Below are 1,865 nucleotides of genomic sequence, written 5' to 3' on the forward strand. Positions count from 1 at the left end.
TCTGCTTGATATACTTCATATTATAACTATTTTGCTTGGAAAATAGTACATATAAACGTTTTTTTATTAAAAAATTTTTTCAACTTTTTTTACAGTGGAAGTTAACTCTACAAAGTGGAAGTTAACTTTTCAATTCACCTATAATACATAAGTCGCATAGAAATTATATAGGAGTGATTAAGGTGGATAAAGAAAGATTATGGACTAAAGATTTTATTAGTATAACGAGTATCAGTTTTTTTATTTTTTTAGCTTTTTATGTAGTACTTTCAGTTCTACCTTTGTATTTAGTAGAAAATCTTCAGGCTGGTACCGATAAAGTTGGCTTAGTAATTACATTATTTTTATTAGCAGCTATTATTATTAGACCTTTCGCGGGTCAGTGGATGAGCAAAGGTTCTCAGAAAAAAATTCTTGTGTATTCATCCATTGCGTTTTTTATCTGTACGCTTCTTTATCCTATGGCAACGGATATTTGGGCACTACTTGTTCTACGTGTTGCACATGGTATAACTTTTGGTATTATCACAACGGTAAAAGGAACCATCTGTGCTGAAATTATTCCGATTTCAAGACGTGGAGAAGGATTAAGTTATTTCTCAATGGCTATGGGTTTAGCTATGGTGTTTGGACCATATATTGGGCTTAAATTTGCCAATATAAATGCTTATAATACAGCCTTTATTACTTGTATGATTATTTCCGCCGTAAATATCATTCTTGCTTTATTTATGAAAGTTCCTGAAACAAAGGAAAAAGTGAATGTGACTTTAGAGAAAATCAAATTTTCATGGAATAATATATTTGATAAAAATGCCGTACCATATGCACTTGCTACCTTTATTTTAGCATGTGCATATTCAGGTATTTCAGGCTTTTTAGCTTTGTATGCAAAAGATATAGATTTGGCAACAACAGCAAGTTCTTTCTTTCTTATTTATGCTGTATTTGTTTTGATTACTCGTCCATTTACAGGGCGCTGGTCTGATCAATTTGGTACAAAAGTTATTATTTATCCTTCCTTGATTGTTTTCGCAGTGGGAATGCTTTTGTTAAACCAAACTCGCTTTAGTGGCATGATGTTGATTGCTGGAGCTTTTATTGGTGTAGGTTATGGTTCGATAACCCCTATATTTCAAACACAAACTATTAGTTCAGTGGAACCTCATCGAGTTGGAATCGCTAATTCTTTGTTCTTTAACTCCATGGATGCGGGAATGGCTATTGGTGCATATGTTTTAGGAATCGTAGCAAGTGCTGCTGGTTATCGCAGCATTTATTTGATTGGAGTAGTTTTGATTGTAGCTACTGGACTTTTATATTTTGTATTAACAAAAAAGAAAGAAGAGTCCGATTTCTATGTAGAGAATGAGTATGAAGAAATTGTATAACAGTTGTATCGAATGTAACATATCGTTTTTTGTCAATTGAATATTATACGAGGAGGACTGAAAGTATGAAATTAGGATTTATTATTCCCTATTATTCTGGTGAAAAAAGAGTTGCATTATTGCCTGCGCATGTAAATAATTTTGAAAATGACATTGTGATTGAATTGAGTATACCTCAAACAATAACAAATCAATCTTCTGCAAAGTGGCATTATATGGTGACGAAAAAGCTTAAAAAGAGTTCGTTAAATTTATTGATTTCAAACGAACTGATATATGTTATAAGTGACTTAACTATTTCTTAATAATTTTTTAAGTGTTACAGAGGAAGCCTAAAACTATATTGACATTATATAATTATGTTGGTACAATGTGTTAAAGAGTGATGACTAAGGTCACACGAAGGGGTACACCACCACGGGTGTAGGTCTTCGTGTGACCTTTTTTGTTGTATCCAAATTTTGGGGGGTGGAA

At 32.4% G+C, this 1,865-nt stretch carries 2 protein-coding genes; both read left to right on the forward strand.

Annotation, left to right across the window (positions count from 1 at the left end; all coding sequences use genetic code 11):
- Positions 1-182 precede the first annotated feature (182 nt).
- Positions 183-1,391 carry an MFS transporter gene (locus VIM70_RS16750; protein WP_331946921.1) on the forward strand — a complete coding sequence of 403 codons (1,209 nt, stop codon included), beginning with the start codon at positions 183-185 and terminating at the stop codon, positions 1,389-1,391.
- A 65-nt stretch (positions 1,392-1,456) separates the two neighbouring features.
- Positions 1,457-1,696 (forward strand): hypothetical protein, encoded by a 240-nt coding sequence (locus VIM70_RS16755; protein WP_331946922.1) that lies wholly within the window; start codon positions 1,457-1,459, stop codon positions 1,694-1,696.
- Positions 1,697-1,865: the final 169 nt, after the last annotated feature.

Origin of the sequence: Clostridium sp., from assembly GCF_036569345.1 — a bacterium.
In the GTDB taxonomy this organism is placed as follows: Bacteria; Bacillota; Clostridia; order Clostridiales; family Clostridiaceae; genus Clostridium_AD.